At 66.7% G+C, this 20,529-nt stretch carries 24 protein-coding genes; 11 read left to right on the top strand and 13 right to left on the bottom strand.

The features are described 5' to 3' along the window. Positions 1-78: 78 nt before the first annotated feature. Genes PKE84_RS08765 through PKE84_RS08750 form a run of 4 tightly spaced genes read left to right on the top strand, consistent with a single transcriptional unit; the run spans position 79 to position 1,409 of the window. Positions 79-213, top strand: coding sequence for a hypothetical protein (locus tag PKE84_RS08765; protein WP_271176846.1), 135 nt, complete (start codon positions 79-81; stop codon positions 211-213). Continuing rightward, the gene (locus tag PKE84_RS08760; RefSeq protein WP_271176845.1) at positions 210-617 is read left to right on the top strand and encodes a DUF7144 family membrane protein; all 408 of its coding nucleotides are present in this window, start codon (positions 210-212) and stop codon (positions 615-617) included. Before PKE84_RS08765 ends, PKE84_RS08760 begins: the two co-directional genes overlap by 4 nt. Continuing rightward, a complete protein-coding gene (locus tag PKE84_RS08755) occupies positions 614-997 on the top strand; it encodes an SHOCT domain-containing protein (protein ID WP_271176844.1) in 384 nt (127 codons plus the stop codon). Before PKE84_RS08760 ends, PKE84_RS08755 begins: the two co-directional genes overlap by 4 nt. A 4-nt stretch (positions 998-1,001) precedes the next feature. Beyond that, positions 1,002-1,409: a DUF7144 family membrane protein gene (locus PKE84_RS08750; protein ID WP_271176843.1), complete on the top strand. Its 408-nt coding sequence runs from the start codon at positions 1,002-1,004 to the stop codon at positions 1,407-1,409. Between the two features lie 31 nt (positions 1,410-1,440). Here the strand turns inward: PKE84_RS08750 and PKE84_RS08745 are convergent, their stop codons facing one another. The 3 genes from PKE84_RS08745 to PKE84_RS08735 all read right to left on the bottom strand — a co-directional run bounded on the left by PKE84_RS08745 (position 1,441) and on the right by PKE84_RS08735 (position 2,728). Next, positions 1,441-1,779 (bottom strand): hypothetical protein, encoded by a 339-nt coding sequence (locus PKE84_RS08745; RefSeq protein ID WP_271176842.1) that lies wholly within the window; start codon positions 1,777-1,779, stop codon positions 1,441-1,443. Next, positions 1,779-2,126: a DUF7882 family protein gene (locus PKE84_RS08740; RefSeq protein ID WP_271176841.1), complete on the bottom strand. Its 348-nt coding sequence runs from the start codon at positions 2,124-2,126 to the stop codon at positions 1,779-1,781. Before PKE84_RS08740 ends, PKE84_RS08745 begins: the two co-directional genes overlap by 1 nt. A gap of 173 nt (positions 2,127-2,299) precedes the next feature. After that, positions 2,300-2,728, bottom strand: a complete 429-nt coding sequence (locus tag PKE84_RS08735; protein WP_373877128.1) for an Hsp20/alpha crystallin family protein — start codon at positions 2,726-2,728, stop codon at positions 2,300-2,302. Between the two features lie 161 nt (positions 2,729-2,889). Here PKE84_RS08735 and PKE84_RS08730 point away from each other — a divergent pair, with 161 nt between their 5' ends. Then, positions 2,890-3,198, top strand: coding sequence for a MerR family transcriptional regulator (locus PKE84_RS08730; protein ID WP_271176839.1), 309 nt, complete (start codon positions 2,890-2,892; stop codon positions 3,196-3,198). Here the strand turns inward: PKE84_RS08730 and PKE84_RS08725 are convergent. Then, positions 3,195-4,097, bottom strand: coding sequence for a helix-turn-helix transcriptional regulator (locus tag PKE84_RS08725; RefSeq protein ID WP_271176838.1), 903 nt, complete (start codon positions 4,095-4,097; stop codon positions 3,195-3,197). The genes PKE84_RS08730 and PKE84_RS08725 overlap by 4 nt on opposite strands. A gap of 124 nt (positions 4,098-4,221) precedes the next feature. On the opposite strand from PKE84_RS08725, the gene PKE84_RS08720 reads away from it, so the two are divergent. Together PKE84_RS08720 and PKE84_RS08715 are read left to right on the top strand one after the other, a co-directional pair. Then, positions 4,222-5,244, top strand: coding sequence for a zinc-dependent alcohol dehydrogenase family protein (locus PKE84_RS08720; protein ID WP_271176837.1), 1,023 nt, complete (start codon positions 4,222-4,224; stop codon positions 5,242-5,244). Continuing rightward, positions 5,237-6,472 (top strand): MFS transporter, encoded by a 1,236-nt coding sequence (locus PKE84_RS08715; RefSeq protein ID WP_271176836.1) that lies wholly within the window; start codon positions 5,237-5,239, stop codon positions 6,470-6,472. The genes PKE84_RS08720 and PKE84_RS08715 overlap by 8 nt, the downstream gene beginning before the upstream one ends. Positions 6,473-6,477: 5 nt before the next feature. Here PKE84_RS08715 and PKE84_RS08710 read toward each other — a convergent pair whose 3' ends face one another. From PKE84_RS08710 to PKE84_RS08690, 5 genes are all read right to left on the bottom strand, one after another. After that, on the bottom strand, positions 6,478-7,812 hold the full coding sequence (locus PKE84_RS08710) for an MFS transporter (RefSeq protein ID WP_271176835.1): 1,335 nt from the start codon (positions 7,810-7,812) through the stop codon (positions 6,478-6,480). Between the two features lie 45 nt (positions 7,813-7,857). Then, positions 7,858-8,331: an RpiB/LacA/LacB family sugar-phosphate isomerase gene (locus PKE84_RS08705; RefSeq protein ID WP_271176834.1), complete on the bottom strand. Its 474-nt coding sequence runs from the start codon at positions 8,329-8,331 to the stop codon at positions 7,858-7,860. Then, entirely contained in the window at positions 8,328-9,308 is a 981-nt protein-coding gene (locus tag PKE84_RS08700) for a ribokinase (protein WP_271176833.1), read from the bottom strand. Before PKE84_RS08700 ends, PKE84_RS08705 begins: the two co-directional genes overlap by 4 nt. A gap of 97 nt (positions 9,309-9,405) precedes the next feature. After that, positions 9,406-10,392: a LacI family DNA-binding transcriptional regulator gene (locus tag PKE84_RS08695; RefSeq protein WP_271176832.1), complete on the bottom strand. Its 987-nt coding sequence runs from the start codon at positions 10,390-10,392 to the stop codon at positions 9,406-9,408. A 74-nt stretch (positions 10,393-10,466) separates the two neighbouring features. After that, positions 10,467-11,480, bottom strand: coding sequence for a CorA family divalent cation transporter (locus PKE84_RS08690; RefSeq protein WP_271176831.1), 1,014 nt, complete (start codon positions 11,478-11,480; stop codon positions 10,467-10,469). A gap of 371 nt (positions 11,481-11,851) precedes the next feature. On the opposite strand from PKE84_RS08690, the gene PKE84_RS08685 reads away from it, so the two are divergent. Continuing rightward, the gene (locus PKE84_RS08685) at positions 11,852-13,024 is read left to right on the top strand and encodes a glutathione-independent formaldehyde dehydrogenase (RefSeq protein WP_271176830.1); all 1,173 of its coding nucleotides are present in this window, start codon (positions 11,852-11,854) and stop codon (positions 13,022-13,024) included. 9 nt (positions 13,025-13,033) lie between these two features. On the opposite strand, the gene PKE84_RS08680 is transcribed toward PKE84_RS08685, so the two are convergent. Continuing rightward, entirely contained in the window at positions 13,034-13,408 is a 375-nt protein-coding gene (locus PKE84_RS08680; RefSeq protein ID WP_271176829.1) for a substrate-binding domain-containing protein, read from the bottom strand. On the opposite strand from PKE84_RS08680, the gene PKE84_RS08675 reads away from it, so the two are divergent. Next, positions 13,389-14,930, top strand: a complete 1,542-nt coding sequence (locus tag PKE84_RS08675) for a PucR family transcriptional regulator (RefSeq protein WP_271176828.1) — start codon at positions 13,389-13,391, stop codon at positions 14,928-14,930. The two genes, PKE84_RS08680 and PKE84_RS08675, sit on opposite strands and share 20 nt — an antisense overlap. Positions 14,931-15,000: 70 nt before the next feature. Further along, on the top strand, positions 15,001-15,969 hold the full coding sequence (locus PKE84_RS08670; protein WP_309297483.1) for a serine hydrolase domain-containing protein: 969 nt from the start codon (positions 15,001-15,003) through the stop codon (positions 15,967-15,969). Positions 15,970-16,018: 49 nt separating this feature from the next. On the opposite strand, the gene PKE84_RS08665 is transcribed toward PKE84_RS08670, so the two are convergent. Both PKE84_RS08665 and PKE84_RS08660 read right to left on the bottom strand, forming a co-directional pair. After that, entirely contained in the window at positions 16,019-17,626 is a 1,608-nt protein-coding gene (locus PKE84_RS08665; RefSeq protein ID WP_271176827.1) for a CehA/McbA family metallohydrolase, read from the bottom strand. 141 nt (positions 17,627-17,767) lie between these two features. Next, entirely contained in the window at positions 17,768-18,667 is a 900-nt protein-coding gene (locus PKE84_RS08660; RefSeq protein WP_271176826.1) for an aminoglycoside phosphotransferase family protein, read from the bottom strand. A gap of 194 nt (positions 18,668-18,861) precedes the next feature. Between PKE84_RS08660 and PKE84_RS08655 the strand changes: the two genes are divergently transcribed. Next, positions 18,862-20,085, top strand: coding sequence for a DNA polymerase domain-containing protein (locus PKE84_RS08655; protein ID WP_271176825.1), 1,224 nt, complete (start codon positions 18,862-18,864; stop codon positions 20,083-20,085). A 2-nt stretch (positions 20,086-20,087) separates the two neighbouring features. Here PKE84_RS08655 and PKE84_RS08650 read toward each other — a convergent pair whose 3' ends face one another. Further along, positions 20,088-20,492: an arsenate reductase ArsC gene (locus tag PKE84_RS08650; protein ID WP_271176824.1), complete on the bottom strand. Its 405-nt coding sequence runs from the start codon at positions 20,490-20,492 to the stop codon at positions 20,088-20,090. Positions 20,493-20,529: the final 37 nt, after the last annotated feature.

Below are 20,529 nucleotides of genomic sequence, written 5' to 3'. Positions count from 1 at the left end.
GATGATGCCGCCGATTCTGCCCGCAGCTAATTTCGGCAGCATCAGCTCCCGCGGAGCTGCGGGTGAACGGAGAGATTCATGTCACACATCGACCCGGCGGCGGTCACCGCGCCGGTGACGCACTCCATCGATATCACGGCGGTCTTCGAGCAGAACGCCGCACCCGTCACGCAGCCCACCAGCGACACCGAACCGAAGGAGAAACAGTCATGACCACCGTCGACCGCACAGTGAACACCGGATGGGGCCGTTTCGCCGCCCTCATGGTGCTCATCGCCGGGCTCTTCAGCGTGCTCCAGGGCATCGTCGCCGTGTTCGCCCCCGACCCGTACTACGTGGTCGCGAACGGGTCCCTCTTCATCCTCGACATCTCCGGCTGGGGATGGTGGAACATGATCATCGGCGTCCTCGCCGTGCTCACCGCAGGCGGTCTGTTCGCCGGCCAGACGTGGGCGCGCATCATCGCCGTGATCCTGGCCGTGCTGAGCGCGATCGGCCAGCTGTTCCTGATCCCCGCCCAGCCCTGGTGGTCGGCGATCCTCGTCGCCATCGATGTTCTCGTCATCTACGCGGTCACCGCACACGGCGGCCAGGTTAAGGAAGAGGTCCGGTCATGAACTTCTGGGATTTCATCGTCTATTCGTTCTGGATCTTCGCGTGGATCGCCTACCTGATGGTGCTCTTCTCGATCATCGCCGACATCTTCCGCGACCACACCCTGAACGGCTGGCTGAAGGCGGTGTGGATCATCTTCCTGGTGTTCGTCCCGTTCATCACGGCTCTCGTCTACCTGATCGCGCGCGGGCCGAGCATGACGAGACGCAAGATGGGGGACATCCAGAGGGCGCAGAGCGACACCGACTCCTACATCCGCACGGTGGCGTCGACCAACTCGCCTGCCGAGGAGATCTCCAAGGCGAAGACGCTGCTCGATTCCGGCGCCATCACCCCTGCGGAGTTCGAGACGATCAAGGCGCACACGCTGGCTTCATCGTGATCGCATGACCACGGCAAAGGATCTCCGTCCCCGGAGCGTGACGGTGGCCGCAGCGTTGACCTGGCTCTCGGGCACGGTCAACCTGGTCACCGGCGTGCTGCTGCTCTTCCAGCTCGGCAACGCCGACCTGGTCGCGCGGTTCGGAAACGCAGCCCTCGTCATCGTCATGGCCGTCGCCGTCATGATCCTGGGGGTGGTGATCCTGATCGTGTCGAGCGGCCTGTTCCGCGGAAGCAACGGCGCCCGGATCGTCGCGACGATCTTCCAGTCCGCCTCCATCCTGGCGGCGATCGCACTGTCGATCAGGGCGCCATCCTTTCTGTTGGCCTCCGTCGTCAGCATCGTCGTCTCGATCACCGTGATCGCGTCGCTCTTCAACGACCGCGCGGCGGAGTACTTCCGCGCCTCCTGAGCCTGGCCAGCAACGGGCGTGAGCCGATGAGCTAGTCGAAGTGGATGCTCAAGTCTCCTTCGATGAAGCCGGAGTCCGGCCCCAGCGGGAGGGCTGCGCGCGGCCCGAGCGCGCGGATGGCCGCTTCGTATCGTTGGACGAATTCTTCATCCTGGAGGTCGTCGGTCCCGTCTTCCTTGGTGGCCATGAGCTGGCTGGCCGGACCGACGAGCAGGAGCGCTTCGTCCCGCACACCGGACGGGGAAAGGCAGGGCACTCTCATCTCTTCTGCAGCCGACTGTTTCGCAAGGGCTTCCGCGTAACGCAGCACGACATCCGCGATCGCGTCACCGGTCACGAGCGTCCCGCCCGCGTAATGGATTCTTCTCACTATCGCTTCGCACCTTCCATCGGGACCCTGTCTTCTTCGTCGTCCACGCCGTTGGGGGACGGTTCCGCCGTGACGATCATCCCCATCGGACCTTCGGCTGACGCATTGAGCTCCGCCAGCCACTCCCGGTTGATCGACGGCACCCTCGAACCGTCGAAATGGAACATCAAGGGGATCGACGGGTGCACCCACACGGTGGTGCGCCCTCCGCCCTGGTCGCGCGCGTCGCGCCAGGAGAGCGCGAACGGCTGCTCACGCTTCAGCCTGTTGATCGCAACGACCTGGAGATGCGTCAGGAGCCGGTCATCGATGTCGATCTCGCGTGATCCGTAAACCAGCTTTCCCATCTTCTCCTCTCCCCTCGTTCCTGAATTCCGCTCGTACCGAATCGATCCTGAAGGACGGTGGGCGGGGGTCGCCGGTCGGCCTCGCCGGCGACCCCGCGGTCTCTCGGGAAAGCATTCAGGTCGCCCGCCTGACGCGGTCCGACATGCACATCCGAGAGGTGCCCGATGGCGGATCAGGCCGCGACGGCCTGCTGCCTGGTCTCACTCGCCGACCCGATCGAGATCTTGCGGGGCTTCGCCCGCTCGGCGATCGGAATCACGACGCTGAGCACTCCGTTGTCGTAGCTCGCACTGATGCCTTCCGGGTCTACGTCGTCGCCGATCGAGAACTGCCGCATGTACGAACCGAACGGACGCTCCTGCGCCAGCCAGCGCCCGTTCTCCCGGTTGCCCACGGAACGCTGGGCACGAATGGTCAGCAGATGACCGTCCACGTCCACGTCGACGGAGCCCGGATCCACTCCGGGCAGGTCGGCGTTCAGCACGTACTGATGTCCCTCCCGGAACAGATCAACCGGCATGATCCGCGGCTGCCGGCTGGTGTCGAAGATGCTCTGAGCGATCCGATCCAGCTGGCTGAAAGGATCAAATGACATCGACATAATGAGATTCTCCTTTCGATCGTGGGTACGCGACGGGGTCGGATCAGGATGCTGCGCGCATCCGGACCCTGTCCTGTCGCTGCAAGTTATCTTCATCACTTGCTGCATATTTTCTACAACGATTCTTGACACTCTGCAAGTGGAACCCGCACAATTTTTCTATGAGCGAGAACCCCGAGAGCCGGCCGGTCTACAGCATGGCCGTCGCGGCCGAGCTCCTCGGGCTACCCGCGGCGACCCTGCGCCTGTACGAGCGCAAAGGACTACTCACTCCGGCCCGCACCGAGGGGGGAACCCGCCGGTACAGCGCCGACGATATCGAGCGGATGCGGCGGGTCTCCGAACTGCAGGACGACGGGGTCAACCTGGCCGGCATCGGCAAGGTGCTCGCCCTCGAAGGCGAGAACGCCGCCCTCCGCCAAGAGGCGGCCGACCGAACCGAGAACGGAGCGGAGGCGGACGCAGGCTAGTCGGACGTCGCTGCGCCGGCCGCCGCGGTTCCGGCCGTTTCGTTCGCGGCGGATGCGGCCCAGCTGGCGAGCAATCGGAGGCGCTCTGCCGACGGGGATCCGGGCTCGGCGGTGTAGACCATGAGCACCAGGCCGGGCTCGGCGGTCACGGCGAGTTCCTCGTAGGCGAGGGTGACCTCCCCGACCACCGGATGCACGAAACGTTTCGTTCCCGCCCCGTGGGTACGCACATCGTGCGCGCCCCAGAGCTGCCGGAACACGTCGCTTCGAGTGGAGAGCTCCCCCACCAGATCCTGCAATCCCTTGTCGTGCGGGTCGCGACCGGCCTCGGCACGCATGATGGCGACACACATCTCGGCGAAGACGTCCCAGTCGGGATAGAACTCGCGCGACGCCGGGTCGAGGAATTGGAAACGTGCGAGGTTCGGAGTGCGGCCGCCGTCGCCGATCAGCGGCGAGTAGAACGCCGTTCCGAGCGCATTTGTGGCGAGGAGGTTCTGCTGGGGGTCGCGCACGAAGGCGATGCCCTCGGTGATCGCGTTAAGGGCCCACGCGAGACTGGGTCGTGCCGCTGCCGACTTGGTCGCGCGGCGGCGGGGCCGTCCGGAGAGCGGGATGCCGTCGGCGGCCCGCGCGAGGTCGAACAGGTGCGCCCGTTCGGTGTCGTCAAGCTGGAGCGCACGGGAGATCGCCTCGAGCACCGACGAGGAAGCCCCGGCAATCGCGCCGCGCTCCAGCTTCGCGTAGTACTCGACGGAGACGCCGGCGAGCATCGCCACCTCGGATCGGCGCAGCCCCGCGACGCGACGGTTGCCGCCGGACGACAGGCCGGCCGCTTCGGGGGTGACCTTCGCCCGCCGGGACGTGAGGAACTCGCGCACCTCTGACCGGTTGTCCATGCGACCAGGCTACGTCCGCATCCGTCGGGGTGGGGTTCCCTCCGAGTACACCCCTCGGCAGAGACTCCCTCACCGTGCGGCGATCGCATTGACTGGTGAGACGACATTCAAGACAAGGAGCACCATGCGTGGAGTAGTCATGTACGGCCCCGGCGACGTCCGGGTCGAGGAACGCGAGACCCCGACCATCGTCGAGCCGACCGACGCGATCATCCGGCTGGCCGCCACCTGCATCTGCGGATCCGACCTGTGGCCGTGGCGGGGAGCAGACGACGTGGACGCCACCCCGATGGGCCACGAGTACGCCGGGGTGGTGACGGCGATCGGGGACGACGTGAAGAACGTCCGGGTCGGTGACTTCGTCGTCGGCTCCTTCTTCGCCTCCGACAACACCTGCGAGATCTGCCGGGCCGGATACCAGTCGCGTTGTGTGCACGGCGAGCCGGGAGCCCCGACCGGCGCCCAGGCGGAGTTCGCGCGCATCCCGCTTGCCGACGGGACGCTCGTCGCCACGCCGGGACAGCCGGATGCCGACCTCATCCCCTCTCTGCTCGCGGCCTCAGACGTGCTCGGCACCGGCTGGTTCGCCGCCGTCGCCGCCGAGGTCGGCCCCGGCAAGACCGTGGCGGTCGTCGGCGACGGCGCGGTCGGACTTCTCGGCGTGCTCGCCGCCAAGCAGCTCGGAGCCGAGCGGATCATCGCGATGAGCCGTCACGCCGACCGGCAAGCGCTCGCCCGCGAGTTCGGCGCCACCGACATCGTCGAAGAACGCGGCGACGACGGCGTGACCAGGATCAAGGAGCTCACCGACGGTCTCGGCGCGCACTCGGTGATCGAAGCGGTCGGAACGCAGGAGTCGATGATGCAGGCCATCCGATCCACCAGACCCGGCGGACACGTCGGCTACGTCGGCGTCTCCCACGACGTGGAGCTCCCCGGCCAGGAGCTCTTCTTCTCCGGTGTCCACCTGCACGGCGGACCGGCGCCCGTCCGCCGATTCCTCCCCGACCTCATCCAGCTCATCTGGAACCGGGAGATCGACCCCGGGAAGGTCTTCGATCTCACCCTGCCGCTCGCAGACGCAGCGGAGGGCTACCGGGCGATGGACGAACGTCGCGCGATCAAGGTGCTGCTCACCGTTGACTGAGCACACGACCCACTCCGCCCCCGTTCAGACCCTCGGCCGTCGCCGTGGGCGACTTCCCGGCGCCATCTACGTGCTCGCCGCCGGCACGTTTCTGATGGGCACGACCGAGTTCGTCATCGCCGGCCTCCTCCCGGAGTTCGGAGCGGACTTCCACGTGTCCGCGGCGACCGCCGGCACGGCGATCACCGTCTTCGCGATCGGGATGATCGTCGGCGCGCCGGCGATGGCGTTGCTCACCCTCCACCTCCCCCGACGGCTGACGCTCGTGCTCGCCCTCGCGGTGTTCGCCGTGGGTCACATCGTGGCTGCCATCACCCCGAGCTTCGAGGTACTGCTCGTCGCGCGCTTCGTGACAGCCCTCGCGACGGGTGCGTTCTGGGCGGTCGCCGCTGTCGTCGCAACGCGCTTGGCCGGCCCGGGTTCCGCATCCCGGGCCTTGGGAATCGTGCTGGGCGGCGGGATGCTCGCCAACGTGCTCGGTGTACCCCTGGGCGCGTGGGCCGGCCAGCTGCTGGGCTGGCGGGGGCCGTTCTGGGCCCTCGCCGCTCTGGCCGTGGTGGCCGCCGCCACCGTCGCGCGCACGATTGCCGCCGATCGACCCGACCAGGCGGCACCGTCGATCCGCGCCGAGCTCGCCGGACTCCGGTCACCACGCCTGTGGCTGGTGCTCGCCATCTGCGCCACCGTCACCGGCGGTGTGCTGTCGACGTACAGCTACATCGCGCCCCTGATCGAGCGAGCCGGCGTTCCCGCCGTCTGGATCCCGTTCGTGCTCCTGCTCTTCGGGATCGGGGCGTTCGCCGGCTCGCTCCTCGGGGGTCGTGCGGGCGATGCCCACCCCTACAGCACGCCGGTGGTGACGGCGGCGATCACCGCGGTGGTGACGATCGGGCTGGTGCTCGGCTCATCCGTGGCCCTGCTGACCGTGCTGCTGTTCACGATCCTCGGCTTCGCCGGGCTCTCCGCCAACCCCGTGCTTGTCTCGCTCGCCGTGCGCTACGGGCATCGCGCACCCACCCTCGCCAGCGCGATGGCCACCTCCCTGTTCAACCTCGGGACCGCTGTGGGCACCGGCGTGTCGGCGGCCGCGATGGGCACGTCGCTCGGCGTTCTCGCGCCGCCGATCGTCGCCGTCGGTTTCGGCGCGATCGGAGTCGTCCTCGCCGGCACCCTCGCTGTGCTCGAGCGCCAGCGCCGATCAGCGGGAAGGCGATGGCGCTCGAGCTGAGGGCCTCAGGAGATCCGCGAACGCTCCTCGGCCACGATGGCGTTGACACGGGCACGCTCGGCCCGGCCGTAGGTCTCGCGGGTGACGAGGATGCCGATCAGTCCGATGATTGCGGCCGACATGTAGAGCAGCGATGCACCGGGCCACCCGAGCCAGCCCACGAGAGCGGCGGCGAGCAGAGGCGCGAAGCCGCCCAGTGCCGCGGCGATCTGGTAGCCGAGAGAGGCGCCCGAGGTGCGGGTGGAGGTACCGAACTGCTCGGTCAGCAACGAACCCTGGGTGCCCGTGAGTGAAGCGTGGATGAAACCGATGCCGAAGATGAACACGGCGATGACGAGCGCAGGCGTGCCGTCGTTGGTGAGCAGGTACATCGGGAATGCGAACAGGATCGCAACGATGCAGGCGACGATGTAGATCGGGCGACGCCCGACCCGGTCGGTGAGCGAGCCCGCCAGGAAGGTCATCACGATCGCCACGATGCTCGCGGCGGTGAGGGCTCCGAGCGCCGTGGGCCGGATGTCCGGGAATCGCTCGGTGAGGTAGTTGAGAAAGTATGTAGCCGTGGAGTAGTAGGCGAACGACTCGACGATGCGCAGCGCGATGACGCGGAGTACGCTCTTCCAGTCTCGCCGGATGGTGGTGAGGAACGGGTTCTTCTCGATCTTGCCTTCGGCCTTCGCCTCCTCGAACTCGGGCGATTCCGACAGACGGGAGCGCACGATGAGGGCGACGATCACGAGAACAGCGCTGAGAAGGAACGGGATGCGCCAGCGCCAGTCGCCCTCGAGGTTGGCGCAGATGAGGAACATGGCGCTGGCCAGGGCGATGCCGAGCGGGTTGCCCGACTGCGGGATGGCCGCATACATACCGCGCCGGTTCCACGGGGCGTGCTCATACGTCATGGTGATGGCGCCGCCCCACTCGGCACCGAACGCGAGGCCCTGGATCATTCGGATGATCACGAGCAGGATCGGGGCGAGCACGCCGACGGTGGCATACGTGGGGAGCAAGCCGATGAGGAAGGTGGCGCCGCCCATCACGAGCATCGCACCCACGAGAACGGGCTTGCGGCCGAACTTGTCGGCCAGATAGCCGCCGATCGCGCCGCCGAGCGGGCGCATCAGGAAGCCGACGGCAAGGGTCGCGAACGAGAGCATGGTGCCGACGAAGCGGTCGCTCTCGGGGAAGAAGACCGCACTGAAGTACAGGGCCGATGCGGTGCCGTAGGCGATGAAGTCATAGTTCTCGACGCTCGTGCCCAGGGCGGCTGCGATCGCCGTCTTGTTCCGGTCTTTCGATCCCAAGGCAGATGTCTGCCGGATCGTGGTGGTGTTCGTCACTGATGGATCTCCTTTGATCGATTGGGGAGGGGCAGGGGTCAGGGGTTAGTGGTCTGCAGCGATGAAGGTCTCGGGCACGAGCTGGTCGAGAGCGTTCAGCTTCGCCACGCGGCGGCGGGTGTCCAGATCGTCGTCGAACGTGGCCGCAAGGAACTCGGCCACGATGTCGTCGATGAATGCGGACGGCGCGAGCCAGGCCCCGAGAGCGATGACATTCGCGTCATCGTGCTCGACGGCCTGATGCGCTGAGTACGACTCGTTGGCGAGACCGCAGCGGATGCCGGGGATCTTGTTGGCGGCCATGATGGCGCCGGCTCCCGTTCCGCAGACCAGCACGGCACGCTCCGCGCTCCCGTCGAGCACGCGGGCGCAGGTCGCCTGGGTGATGTCGGGGAAGTCGACCGGAGCCGTGCTGTCTGTGCCGCAATCGATCGCGGTGTGGCCGAGCCTCTCGATGGCGTCGATGACGCGCTGTTTGAGGGGGAAGCCGGCGTGATCGGCTCCAACGGCTACTCTCATGCGGAAGTCCTTTCAGGGGTGGCTGCGAGCATCCGCTCGACGTCGCGCAGGGCGGGGATGGACGAAGATGCACCATCGCGGGTGACGGCCAGTGCCCCTGCGGCTCCGGCGAGTTCGAGTCGCTCGCCCAGTGGCAGCCTTAGATGCGCGGCGAGATAGCCGACGAGCGTGTCACCGGCGGCCGTGGTGTCGACCGCGTCGACTCGCGGAGCGCGGACGCGGCCGGAGCCCTCGGCCGAGACGTAGACGGCCCCGTCGGCGCCGAGCGTGCACACGGCATCGACCGCCCTGTCTCCGTTGTGGCGGATCGCATCGACCGTCTTTGAGAGCAGGCGCGCGGTGTCGTCCGCTCCGTCGCTTCGAGGTTGTTCGACACCGAGGAGTGCCGCAAGCTGAGCGAGTTCGTTCTCGTTGACGACGAGCAGGTCGATGTCATGGACGAGATCCTGGGGAGCGACCGGCGCGGGTGCGGCGTTCCAGACGACCACCGCACCGGCTCTGCGAGCAATGTCGGCAGCGGCGCGGTTGGCGGCAGCGCTCACCTCGTTCTGCAAGACGAGTACGTCTCCCGCGCCGATGGTCGCGAGTTCCGCGACGGCGACGCTGTCGTCGAGCAAGGCATTGGCGCCTGGCAGCACCACGATCGAGTTCTCGGCTTCGTCGTCGACGAGCACGAGCGCCCGGCCTGTCAGCGCATCCCGCCGTGCGACGATGCCGTCGACCCCGACTCCGCGGTCATTCAGGGCCCGGATCATGACCGCCGCTTCGGCGTCGTCGCCGACCGCGCCGATCATGAAGGTCGGTGCGCCCGCACAGGAGGAGGCGATGGCCTGGTTCGCGCCCTTGCCTCCGGGCGAGGCATCGGCACTGGAAGCGAGAACGGTCTGCCCCGGAAGCGGCAGGCTCGGAACCCGGTAGCACGTATCGGCATTGATGCTGCCGAAGACGAAGACAGTCGATCGTTCTGCGCGAGCCATGTGCACCTCCTCGTGAAACGTTTCCATGGAAACGATTCCACGGCGTCGACGTCAATGATGCATCAGTCGCTCGCGATCTGCAAGTCGAGCGCGCGACTCAGGAGAGCGCGCGGTCCACGAGGCTGGTGGCCACACGCCGCGAGCTCACCGGGCGGCCCTCGATGAGGTCGATGAGCCCGGCTACCCCGAGCCGGCCGATCTCCGCCGCTCCGATCCGCACAGCGCTGATCGGAGGTGTCGCAAGCTCGAACCAGTCCACATCATCGAAAGAGATGACTTCGACTCGCGCGGCTTCGACGGCACCGAGACGGCGTCGCAGACCGCGCACCGCCCCCAGAGTCGTCGGTTCGTTCACACCGAATACTGCCGTCGGCCGTTTCCCGCGATCGAGAACGCGGAGCATCGCGGCCTCGGCACCGTCGGCGAGGAAATCTCCCTCATCGATCAGTCGGTCATCCATGCTGATGCCGTGCGATCCGCGCCCGGCGAGATAGGCCACCCGGCGCTCCGCGGCCGTGGAGAAAGCGGTCGGGCCGCCGATGAACGCGACCTCCGTGTGACCGCGACCCTGCAGCCAATCGAGAACCAGGGCGACTCCCTGCGCATTGTCGGTGGAGAAGAGAGGAGCGTCGAGACCGTCGAGGCTCCGATTGAGCAGAACCACGGGCAGCCTCGATGCCACCAGTGACTCGAGCTGCGGGGAGATCGGCCCCTGCGGAGAGAGCAGCAGCCCGTCGATGCGCTGCGTGGCGAAGATGCGCAAGTACTCGTCAGCCTGGGCCGCGTCCTCGTTGGCGTTCGCCAGCAGCACCGCGTAGCCGCGGCGCATCGCTTCGCTCTCCGCGGCGTGGGCGAGCTCGGAGAAGAAGGGGTTGCGGATGTCCGACACCAGCAGCCCGAGCACTTCTGTGCGGGACCGGCGCAGCGCCCGCGCCGTCCCGTTCCTGACATAGTTGAGCTCCGCCGCCGCGGCGAGGACGGCCGCCCGGGACTCGGGAGAGGTCTGGGCGCTTCCGCTCAGAACGCGCGATGCCGTGCCCAGTGCGACTCCGGCGCGCTCGGCGACATCCTTGATCGTCGACATCGATCCCCCTCGAGTGGAAACGTTTCATCCTCACGGAATACAGTAGCTCCCACGGTTCCAGGACGCCGGATGCTCTAGAACCAGTGCCTCTTCTTGAGAGCGATGTAGGCCCAGAGCTCGAGGGCGACGATGAGGGCGACGATGAGCACCCACCCGTACGGCCAGTTGGTGGCCGGGAGATCCTTGAAATTCATCCCGTAGATCCCGGCGACGACCGCCGGGATGGCAAGGAGGGCGGCGAAGGCGGAGATGGTTCTGGAGTCGCTGTTCTGCTCCGAGGCGACCGCGTTCTCATGACTCGAGATCACCCCGTCGAGCGCCGAGCGCTGGTCGTCGGCGAGTCGAGCCGCACCGGCGAGGTCCTCGATGAGGTCGAGCACGTACGGGGCAAGACCGGGGTGAAGCCGGGAGTAGTCGACGAGCTTGTCCCGGCTGTTCCCGAACGCGACGGCGAGTGTCGTCACGGCTCGGTCGACGCGGCCGATTCTGCGACGGAGCTGATAGATGCGGAGGGTGTCGTCTTTCTGCGTCTCGTCGAACACCTGGTCTTCCAGCCCCACGAGGTCTTCTTCGATGTCACGGGCGACGGCGAGGTAGCCGCGTACGACTCTCGCGACGATTGCGTGCACGCCGCCGAGGGTGCCGAAGCCGAGAACGCCAGGGTAGGCGGCATCGAGCGCCGCCGACACGTCGAAGCTTCCCGAACCTCGCCGGGAACCGACCGTGACGAGGAGGCCCGGCCGGGCGAACACGTACAGCTCGGACATGGTCGTCTCGGAGCCGTCGGCGGCCGACTCGAGCACCCGCAGCACGATGAACAGCTGCTCGTCGAACCATTGCACCTTGGGTTGCTGGCGCCCGCCGGCGATGTCGTCGCGGACCAGAGGATGCAGCCCCACGCCTGTTCCGAGAGCTTCGAGCTGCGCAGGGTCGTGGCCCGCCAGCCCGATCCAGACAAAGCCGCCCGCCTCGCTCGAAGAGTTGTCACCGATGTCGTCGGTGGAGATCGTGTCTGATTGGGTGAACGCTCCGTCCGCGCTGTAACGCCGAACGGAAAGCGCGCGCCCTTCCGCGCTGGACAGTTGCATGAGGCGATTCTGGTCGCGCAACCGTATTTCCGCCAGCGGTCGCCCGACATCCGGTAAGCACTCCGAACTCAGAGACCGCTGGGGCTTGTACCGGCGTCGACTCGGGGGGACTATTCGGAGTGCGGAGGTAGAGGCGATCGAGTGCCCTTCCGACACCCTCCTGGTCCCACCTTCCCGCTCATATCTCAACGCACTCCTGTGCACGGCAGCGATACCGGGGATGGTACCTGCCGCGCAGAGCGATCGGGGAAACCCGAGCCAGACTCCGACGATCAGGATGGTCTGGGCAGTCTCTGATTTTCTGGGCAGCCCTGCTCTGCTCCTGAAGGGGCCGTGATCGCCGGCGCATCGCAATACGTGGAACATCATCCATGGAAGGAAAGATCATGAAAGCAGTCGTGTACGAAGGCGCGCGCTCGGTCAGCGTCAACGACGTTCCGGACGCTCGCATCAAGCAACCGACGGACGTCCTGGTCCAGATAACAACGACCAACATCTGCGGCTCCGACCTTCACATGTACGAGGGGAGGACAGACTTCGAGACCGGCCGCTGGTTCGGCCACGAGAACATGGGGCAGGTCATCGAAGTCGGCGATGGCGTCGGCAAGGTGAAGGTGGGCGACTACGTCGTCCTGCCGTTCAACGTCGCGTGCGGCTATTGCAAGAACTGCGAACGAGGCCTCACCAACTACTGTTTGACGGCGCAGCCGAAGAAGGAGTGGGCCGGCGCCGCTTACGGGTTCGCCGACATGGGCCCGTGGGCAGGCGGACAGGCCGAACTGCTGCGCGTCCCCTGGGGTGACTTCAACTGTCTGCGGCTCGGAGAAGACGCGGAAGAGAAGCAGACCGACTACGTAATGTTGGCCGATATCTTCCCGACGGGGTATCACGCCACCGAGATGGCGAACGTCAAGCCGGGAGATCAGACGGTCATCTATGGCGCGGGGCCGGTCGGCTGCATGGCTGCCTATTCCGCCATCATCAAGGGCGCGGGCAAGGTGATGGTCGTCGACCGCCACCCCGATCGCCTGAAACTGATCGAGGAGATCGGGGCGATCGCGATCGACGACTCCAAAGTCGACCCGGTGGAGGCGGTCAACGAGATGACGATGGGACTCGGGGCCGACAACGGCTGCGAGTGCGTGGGATACCAGGCGCACGACGTGGAGGGCCACGAGCACCCGAACATCACGCTGAATAGGCTGGTCCAGTCGGTCCGGTTCACGGGCGAGATCGGAGTGGTCGGCGTCTACATCCCACAAGACCCCGGCGCGTCCGACGAGCTGGCCAAGCAGGGAGAGGTGGCCTTCGATTTCGGTGAATTCTGGTTCCGCGGTCAGAAGCTGGGCAGCGGCCAGGCCCCGGTGAAGAAGTACAACAGGCGACTGCGCGACCTCATCGCCGGAGGGAAGCCGAAGCCGTCGTGGATCGTCAGCCACGAGCTCGACCTCGACCGGGCGCCCGAAGCCTACGAGCACTTCGACAACCGCGATGAGGGGTGGACGAAGGTCGTCCTCCACCCGGCCGCCGCACTGGCGGGGTGAGGTCGCCCCTTAGTGCTTCAGCGGCCGCCCAGTGCTGTCGCGCACCCTCAGTTCGGGCTGAATCAGCGGGATGGTGCCCGACGGTTCGCCGCGCAGGGCGCGCAGCACGCTGTCCACCGCACGGCGGCCTACCTCGGTGAAGTCGAGCCGCACCGTCGTCAGGGCGGGCTGGAAGTATGCGGACTCGTCCCGGTCGTCGAACCCGACCACGCTCACATCGCCGGGGATGGAGATCCCGCGGTCGTCGAGCGCCTTCATGACGCCGAGGGCCATGGCGTCATTGATCGCCAGGACCGCCGTCACCGATCGGTCGCCGGCGATCCGGACACCGGGTCTGTACGACGTCTTCAGGGTGGGCTCGAAGATGTTCGAGAAGCCGACCATCCGCCGCACCTTGCGCATAGCATGCGCCACAGCCAAGGCGATCGCCGGATGCGCCGTCCCCGCCGCGTACGTCACCGAAGACGATCATCTCGTCCGCTATTCGGGCAAGACGAGTCGCAGACTCGATCTGCTGGTGGAGGCTCGCGCCGGCATCGACGGGGTACTGGAGAACGACGCCGTGTGGCGCTACGCACTGTTCTTCCGGGGAAACGGCAAGGTCAAAGGAGCGTTCGCGCTCCAGACGGAAGCCGAACCGTCGCGCGAGGAGATGTTCCTGCTCCACGCGCTGGCCGAGCCGACAGGGGCTGCGCTGGCCACGGCCGAGCTCATCGACCGAGAACGTCGGCAGGCGAAAGACCTCCGACAACTCGGCGAGGCGCAAGCGGGCTCGAACCGCTCGATGGCGGCGACGATCGTACGCCTGAACGCTCACCAGCAGATCCGGGATTCGATCGTCGCAGCGGCCGGCACCAGCAATGCCGAAACTCAGATCGTCACGGCGTTGAGCGCGATCACGAAGCGATCGGTCGTGCTGCAGGACTCCTTGGGCAACGAGCGCGCGTTCATCGAGGTCGACGACTCCAGTGCGCCGGCCGCGCTACCGGAGACCGGATGGCAGTCCACCCCGATCCGCTCGGGCGGCGAGGCCCTCGGCGTGATCGGAATCTACGATCCGGATGACGACCGGAGCGACGATGATCGATTCGCGGTCGAGTTCGCCGGTGCGATGATCGCCGTGGAGCTCGCCCACCACCGCCGCGTCGCGGAAGTGGAGATCCGCCTTGGCCGCGACCTCGCGGACGAGCTCGTGACCGGCGGCGACGTTGTCGACGCGCTCGCCCGCGCCGAGTCGCTCCACTTCGATCTGAGCGGCTTTCAACGGGTCGTGATCGTCTCCTGGGAGTTGCCGACGCCGAACGGTGTCGACATCAGCGAGGCCATGCGTCACGAACTCGCAGAGCTGCGAGTGCCGGCCCTCATCTCACGGCGATCTGACACGGTCCTCGCAGTGGTCAACGACAGCCGCGACTTCTCGAGCCTCTACGAGAGACTGTCATCCACCGTCTTGAGCACGCTGGGCACGGTCGGTGTCGGTGGACGCAGCACCGTCGACGATCTGCCCCGCTCCTTCGCCGAGGCGAGCAGGGCCCTACAGATCCGCATCGAGTCTCGTCGGCCCTACGGACTGTCCAACATCGACGACCTCGGCCTGCTCCGCATCCTCGACACATCGGACGACGGGTTGGAGCTCGACCGGTACCTCGACGAGTGGCTCGGCGCCCTGGTCGATCACGATCGGGATCACCACTCCGACCTGGTGCACACGCTCACCGTCTACCTGGATTCGGGGGGCAACTACGATCGCACGGCGAATTCGCTGATCATCGGGCGCAGCACGCTGCGGTACCGGCTCAGCCGCATCCGCGAGGTGAGCGGCCGCGACCTCGCAGATCCGGACTCACGGCTCAATCTGCACATCGCCGTCCGGGTCCGGGCGGCTCTGCGAGACAGCCTGCGCTGAACGGCTCTCTTGTCCTCTGGGTCGCTCGCAAACCGTGACTCGCCTGGCGTGCTCCGGTCATGGTCGCAGGGTGCCTGGCATCATGCGGATCGAGTGCGATGGCCGACGGGATCTTTTCGCGGACCAATGGGCCGCGATTTCCGTGCAACGAAGAAGAAGTGGATGGACGTTTATGGGGGCGACCTCTGCTGAAGCGGTGTTGGCGCAGTTCACGGCGGCGGTCGATTCGGAGGGGCTCGGCGTTTACGGTGTACACATCCGAGTGGGCGAGGAGACGGCGTCGCACCGTTGGCGTAGCGATGATCGCGAAAACCTGTACTCGGTGTCCAAGGGTGTGTGCGTGTTGGCCACTGGCATGGCCATCGATGAGGGCCTGCTCGACCTGGACCTCCGCGTCATCGACGTTTTCGGGGACTTATCCCTCGGGGAGGGAGTCGGTGACGTCACCCTCAGACAGCTGCTCACAATGACCAGCGGAATCGACTTCCTGTGGTTCGGCCACGAGCCGATCCCCTGGCCCGACCTGGCGGCGGAAATGCTTCGCCGTCCCTCTGCCGGTCGTCGGTTCCAGTACTCCGACGTGAGCACGTATGTGGCGATGCGGATGCTGGCCGAGCGGGTGGGTGATGTTCGCGACTGGCTGATGCCACGCCTGTTCGAGCCGTTGGAGATCGACAACCCGCAGTGGCATCGTTGCCCGCTCGGCTTCATCATCGGCGGCACCGGCCTTGAACTTCGCACCGACGAACTGGCGCGCATCGGCGATGTACTCATCGATCGCGGGAGCTGGAAGGGCGACGTCCTCGTGTCACCGGGCTGGGTGGATGCCATGCACACCTCCTGGGTCGAAACAGGGCGCCCGTCACCGATGGACCGATACGGATTAGCGACCTGGGCGGGACCGGACGAGGCCTGGCGACTCGAGGGACGATACGGCCAGTTCGTCGTTGTGCACGGCGACGCCGTTGTGACGATCACGGCGCACGAGGAGTCGCTCGAGGACCGACTCTCCGAACTAGCGGTTCAGTTCACTGCCTGAGGCACGACCACGCCGTCCTCGGTGTGCGATTTCAAGCTTGTTCAGGTGGTCATTTCGGGCCGGGGTGGCCGCCACGGGAACTCGTTGTGTGCAGCCAGATCGGGTTGGTCATCGCTGCCATCGACCCGAAATTGAGCTTTGGCCCCATGGAGGTTGCACCGGCTGATCCGTCGGCCATGGGGTGGCGGACTTCAGCCCGCACATAGGCGGCGATCTCCGGTCGCGTGAGCCAAGTGATGGTTGCGGCGCCGGACGCGGGCAGGGTCGACTGAAGCATTTGACCCTCGTCGGTGAAGAGGCGAACCGTGCCATTGGGCACACCGGAAACGTCGACGGTGACAGTGATGTCTTCGTCGCGCGCGGCCCGCAACGTCTCGCCGATGCCGGCCACGACACCGCGTGACGTCGCGGCGACGAAGGTCAGATCGACATCGGCTGACTCCGCGAGCCATGACCGCCCGGCTTTCAGCCCCGCCAGGATCGCAGTCCGGGAGAGATCGTCCGCCAGCACGACATTGTGAGGCAGCCCGATCACATCGGTCGGGTTGTGCGCGTCGCTGTTCCCAAACGCGGGCAACCACTTCTTGCCTGTGCGTGCGGACTCCGCGAGCAGGTTGTCCCAGGTCGAGACCGCAGCGTCATCGTCCCAGCCCCAGGGACCGGTCCAAACCTCGGTGCCGTCGAGACCGTCCCAGCCGTACTTCCACTCGCTCGCAATCCACGGGCAGTACATATGTGCCGACACATTGAGGCCCCCGTCGGCTTCAACCCGTTCCTGGAACTTCGGGAACACGCCGTCCCGCGCCCGGTAGCGCCAATCGATGAAGTCACCAGGTCGAGTTCCAAGTGCGAGCCAGTGACCGTTTCTAGTCGTGACCTCTTCGCCGGTGATGATCAAGAGATCCGGCCCCGCGAGCGGACCCCAGACACCATGCGATGAGGTCGTGTTGTGATCAGTGGAGACCATGAAGTCGAGTCCGCGGGCGCGGGCGCCGGCTGCGACCTGGTCAGGCGTATTACGTCCGTCGGAGTACACCGTGTGCAGGTGACAGTCGCCGCGGTACCAAGCGCGGCCGCGCCCCGAGGCAGTCGTGGCGGGGTAGGACGGCTTGAATGCAGCGCCGCGCGCGCCAGAGACCAGGGTGACCTGGACCTGGTAGTCCATGCCCTGAGGTGCGATCTGGTAAGGGCCGAGCACCACGTGCCACGTGCCGGGCATCACGTCGCCGGGCAGATAACCGGGTGTCGCCTCCGAGCGGCTGATGGAGAACTCTGTGCGGAATCCGCCGGACCAACCGCGAAACCCTTCGCCGCCGACATCGATACCGCGCGCGTCGAATATGCCGATGTCGCACGCGTTTCCGGGCGTTCCAGCTGGGACGCCGGGCTTCGAGTATGTGTACGAAACCGAGATCTGAGCTGTACCTGCCGGGACGACCACCGGCAGGTAGACAAAGTCCGGAGAACCAGGAACGAGGTGCCCCGTGATCGCCTTGGTCTGCGTCCCAGCAGTGGTAGCCGCCTGTGCTGACACCTCGGAGAAGACCATCGGAAGAAGCGCCACACCAGCACCGGCTCCGATCGCAGCGAGAAGAGAGCGCCGCGAGAGGCCCGCTTCACGGGGACCAGATGTCACACTGTCTTCACGAAAGTCCATGCCTCGACAGTCTCCGACCGCATCGTCGAGAAAACGACGCACGAGTGAACCGCGATCGACCACTAGCTGACCGTTGCGTAACCCGATCAGGGGACACCACCAGGGCGAGACCGCCCTCGCTGGTCTCTTTGTACTCGGTGCTCAGCCGGCTACGTCGGGGTCGGTGAGTATCCGGGTCAGTGTGCTTCGGCCGAGGGCGCTCATTTCCGGGTTCGATTCCCGGTAGTACCACGGGAGGCCCATCGCCTGCTGGAACGCCCAGGCCGCACCACGCTGCCACTCGACGTCGTCGCATCCCAGCTCGGAGCGAAAGGTCGCGCGGGCATCGCCGTCGAGCATGTGCCAGGCAGCGACGAGGTCGAGCGCCGGGTCGGCCGGCGCGAAATCGCCGCCGTCGAGGACCCCGGCGAGTCGCTCACCATCGACCAAGACATTGGCCGGGATGAGGTCGCGATGGCTCATGACGACCTCGGCGGCCGGCGGAAGGGAGCGGAACCCGTTCCAGAGGGCACGGAGCCGCTCGACCGGGAGTAGACCTTCGCTCTCGCGAAAACAGACGTCCATCCATTCGTCGGAATCCTGCAACCGACCGCCGCGCCCCGTACTCATGAACCCGCGCCCTCTGGTATCCGCGCCACGGAACGCTTTCAGCAGGGCAGCGAGATCTCGTGCGAATCGCGTGGACCCGGCCAAACCATCGGGTGTCGCAACGTCCCCGGTCAGCCACGTCTGCACGGACCACGGCAGCGGATAGCCGTGGCCGGGTTCACCCATCGCGACGTGGACGGGCGTCGGGAACGGGCAGCATGCACTCAACTCCCGCATCGCTTCGGCTTCCCGGGCGATGTCGGCCGCAACGTCCGCCGGGTCGATGTCTCGGAGCGGGAACCGTGCGGTGAACTCAGACCCGATCCGGTAGATCGCGTTGACGGTTCCGGTGCTCGCTACGCGGCGGATCGGCTCGTGCCGCCACGTCGGGAACTGCTCGACGATCAACTGCTGGACAAGCGCATCCTCGATCTGGAGTTCGTCGGAGTGCATAGCCATAGGGGCGACCCTAGCCGAACACGTTACGAGCGGTCAGGGCACGTACGACCCGTAGCCGGGGTAGTCGATCGCCTCGAGAAATGGTGCCGAAGACCGAGTCCCTTTCGTGCCCGCTGGCGTTGAACCGGCGGGTCGAGGTCAGCCGACCGGCCTTGGTCGGCGGGGGCTGACGCGGTTACCGTGGTGGCATGAGCCCGTCGTCGAGATCCGAGACGTTCCTGGAGGTCGCCGGTGAGAAGGTGCGCATCTCGCATCCCGACAAGGTCGTCTTCCCTGAGCCGGGCCTGACCAAGCTCGACCTGGCACGCTATTACGTCGCCGTCGCCGACGGCGCCCTCCGTGGCGCGGGCGGGCGCCCGATGGTGCTCAAGCGCTTCGTCAAAGGCATCGCGCAGGAGCCGTTCTTCCAGAAGCGCGTCCCGGATGATCACCCCGGCTACATCGAGACGGCGACGCTCCACTACGCGCGCGGCACCTCGGCCGAAGAGGCCGTCCTCCGGAACGCCGCCGGACTCGTCTGGGTGTCGAACCTCGGCTGCCTCGACCTCAACCCGCACGCCGTGCGCGCCGATGACCTCGACCATCCCGACGAACTGCGGGTGGACCTCGACCCGATGCCCGGCGTCGACTGGTCGCAGATTGTCGACGTCGCATTCACGGCACGCGAGGTCCTCGAGGATCACGGTCTCGTCGGCTGGCCGAAGACGAGCGGCTCACGCGGTCTCCACATCCTCGTTCGCATCGCACCGAACTGGGGATTCGCCGACGTGCGCCTCGCCGCTGAAACGCTCGCCAGGGAGGTCGAGAACCGCGCGCCCGGGCTGGCCACGGCGCGCTGGTGGAAGGAGGAGCGCGGCGAGAGCGTCTTCGTCGACTTCAACCAGAACGCCAAGGACCGTACCGTGGCGTCCGCCTACTCCATCCGGCCGCTGCCGGATGCCCGGGTCTCGACGCCGCTCGACTGGGACGAGGTGCGCTCGCGGCGCCCCGAGGAGTTCACCGTGCCGACCGTGCTGCAGCGGTTCGCCGAGCGCGGCGATCCGCACGCCGGCATCGACGACGCGGTCGGTTCGCTGGACGCCCTGCTCGCCCTCGCCGAACGACTCGGGCCGTCGGAAAAGCCGCCGCGGACGGCCGACGGCGGGGGCCGCCGCGTCTCGCTGATGCCGCTCATCGAAATCGCGCGCACGAAGACGAAGCCCGAGGCGCTCGCAGCGCTGGAACGGTGGCGAGTGCAGAATCCGGTCGCCGCCGGCCACCTGCATCCCGCCGACGAGCTCGTGGACGGGATGCGCGGCGCGAGCTCGCTCTGGTACCGCGTCCGGGTCAACCTGCAGCACGTGCCCGAGGGCGACCGACCCGCGCAGGGCCCACTCCTCGCCGAGTACGACCCCTGGCGCGGACGGGCCTGACCTCAGATCGGCAGGGAGGCGATCAGTCCGTCGACGCGGCCCCGGATGTCGTCGCGGATGCGGCGGACGGTATCGATGTCCTTGCCCGCGGGGTCCTCGAGTTCCCAGTCCTCGTAACGCTTGCCGGGGAAGATCGGGCAGGCGTCGCCGCAGCCCATGGTGATCACGACGTCCGACTCGCGGACCTGCTCGGTCTCCAGAATCGAAGGGACCTGGTCGGAGATGTCGATTCCTTCTTCGGCCATCGCCGCAACGGCGACCGGGTTCAATGCTGTGCCCGGTTCGGATCCGCCGGAGAGGACTCGGACGCGGTCGCCGCCGAGTTCGCGCAGGTAACCGGCGGCGATCTGTGAACGGCCTGCGTTGTGGACGCAGACGAAGAGGACGGTCGGCGTGATGTCGGTCATAGGTGTCTCCGTGAATTCGTTGGGGTGGGCCGCCACC

Origin of the sequence: Leifsonia poae, from assembly GCF_027921845.1 — a bacterium.
Taxonomy (GTDB): domain Bacteria; phylum Actinomycetota; class Actinomycetes; order Actinomycetales; family Microbacteriaceae; genus Leifsonia; species Leifsonia poae.
This window is presented reverse-complemented; position numbering and strand designations above follow the sequence as displayed.

Coding starts and splice junctions, on each gene's coding strand:
- PKE84_RS08765 (WP_271176846.1), top strand. CDS start 79: ATGTCACACATCGACCCGGCGGCGGTCACCGCGCCGGTGACGCACTCC.
- PKE84_RS08760 (WP_271176845.1), top strand. CDS start 210: ATGACCACCGTCGACCGCACAGTGAACACCGGATGGGGCCGTTTCGCC.
- PKE84_RS08755 (WP_271176844.1), top strand. CDS start 614: ATGAACTTCTGGGATTTCATCGTCTATTCGTTCTGGATCTTCGCGTGG.
- PKE84_RS08750 (WP_271176843.1), top strand. CDS start 1,002: ATGACCACGGCAAAGGATCTCCGTCCCCGGAGCGTGACGGTGGCCGCA.
- PKE84_RS08740 (WP_271176841.1), bottom strand. CDS start 2,126: ATGGGAAAGCTGGTTTACGGATCACGCGAGATCGACATCGATGACCGG.
- PKE84_RS08735 (WP_373877128.1), bottom strand. CDS start 2,728: ATGTCGATGTCATTTGATCCTTTCAGCCAGCTGGATCGGATCGCTCAG.
- PKE84_RS08730 (WP_271176839.1), top strand. CDS start 2,890: ATGAGCGAGAACCCCGAGAGCCGGCCGGTCTACAGCATGGCCGTCGCG.
- PKE84_RS08725 (WP_271176838.1), bottom strand. CDS start 4,097: ATGGACAACCGGTCAGAGGTGCGCGAGTTCCTCACGTCCCGGCGGGCG.
- PKE84_RS08720 (WP_271176837.1), top strand. CDS start 4,222: ATGCGTGGAGTAGTCATGTACGGCCCCGGCGACGTCCGGGTCGAGGAA.
- PKE84_RS08705 (WP_271176834.1), bottom strand. CDS start 8,331: ATGAGAGTAGCCGTTGGAGCCGATCACGCCGGCTTCCCCCTCAAACAG.
- PKE84_RS08700 (WP_271176833.1), bottom strand. CDS start 9,308: ATGGCTCGCGCAGAACGATCGACTGTCTTCGTCTTCGGCAGCATCAAT.
- PKE84_RS08695 (WP_271176832.1), bottom strand. CDS start 10,392: ATGTCGACGATCAAGGATGTCGCCGAGCGCGCCGGAGTCGCACTGGGC.
- PKE84_RS08690 (WP_271176831.1), bottom strand. CDS start 11,480: ATGCAACTGTCCAGCGCGGAAGGGCGCGCGCTTTCCGTTCGGCGTTAC.
- PKE84_RS08685 (WP_271176830.1), top strand. CDS start 11,852: ATGGAAGGAAAGATCATGAAAGCAGTCGTGTACGAAGGCGCGCGCTCG.
- PKE84_RS08675 (WP_271176828.1), top strand. CDS start 13,389: ATGTTCGAGAAGCCGACCATCCGCCGCACCTTGCGCATAGCATGCGCC.
- PKE84_RS08680 (WP_271176829.1), bottom strand. CDS start 13,408: ATGGTCGGCTTCTCGAACATCTTCGAGCCCACCCTGAAGACGTCGTAC.
- PKE84_RS08665 (WP_271176827.1), bottom strand. CDS start 17,626: ATGGACTTTCGTGAAGACAGTGTGACATCTGGTCCCCGTGAAGCGGGC.
- PKE84_RS08660 (WP_271176826.1), bottom strand. CDS start 18,667: ATGCACTCCGACGAACTCCAGATCGAGGATGCGCTTGTCCAGCAGTTG.
- PKE84_RS08655 (WP_271176825.1), top strand. CDS start 18,862: ATGAGCCCGTCGTCGAGATCCGAGACGTTCCTGGAGGTCGCCGGTGAG.
- PKE84_RS08650 (WP_271176824.1), bottom strand. CDS start 20,492: ATGACCGACATCACGCCGACCGTCCTCTTCGTCTGCGTCCACAACGCA.